Raw genomic sequence first — 477 nt, forward strand, 5'->3', positions numbered from 1 at the left:
TTTCCCGCCATGATGGAGCTGGCGCTGGAAGCCATCATTACCGAAGGAGACTGATTCATGATCGAAACGGAAGCAAAACGTCCCCGGGTGCTGCTGGCAGCGGTGGATACGGGAGAGTATGACGCAGAGCAGTCCCTGGATGAGCTGGAGGAACTGGCGGACACTGCCGGAGCGGACACTGCCGCCCGGATCGTCCAGAAGCGTCCCGCCTTTGACAGCGCCACCTGCATCGGCCCGGGACGGCTGGAGGAAATGGCGCAGCTGTGCCAGTCCGGGGACATCGACCAGATCATTTTTGACCATGAGCTGACCGCCACCCAGATCCGGAACATTGAGGATGCCTGCGGCGTGCATACCATTGACCGTACCATGCTGATCCTGGACATTTTCGCCCAGCGTGCCACCACCCATGAGGGACGGCTCCAGGTGGAGCTTGCCCAGCAGCGGTACCGGCTGCCCCGGCTGGCAGGCATGGGT

The 477-nt window shown here is 62.3% G+C and carries 1 pseudogene; it reads left to right on the forward strand.

The window, feature by feature from the left end:
• Positions 1 to 57: 57 nt before the first annotated feature.
• Positions 58 to 432 (forward strand): annotated as a pseudogene (locus tag QVO51_RS10980) (GTPase HflX); the annotation flags it as partial.
• Between the last annotated feature and the right edge of the window lie 45 nt (positions 433 to 477).

This window comes from Ruminococcus sp. CAG:379, from assembly GCF_000434255.1.
Taxonomy (GTDB): Bacteria; Bacillota; Clostridia; order Oscillospirales; family Ruminococcaceae; genus Ruminococcus_F; species Ruminococcus_F champanellensis.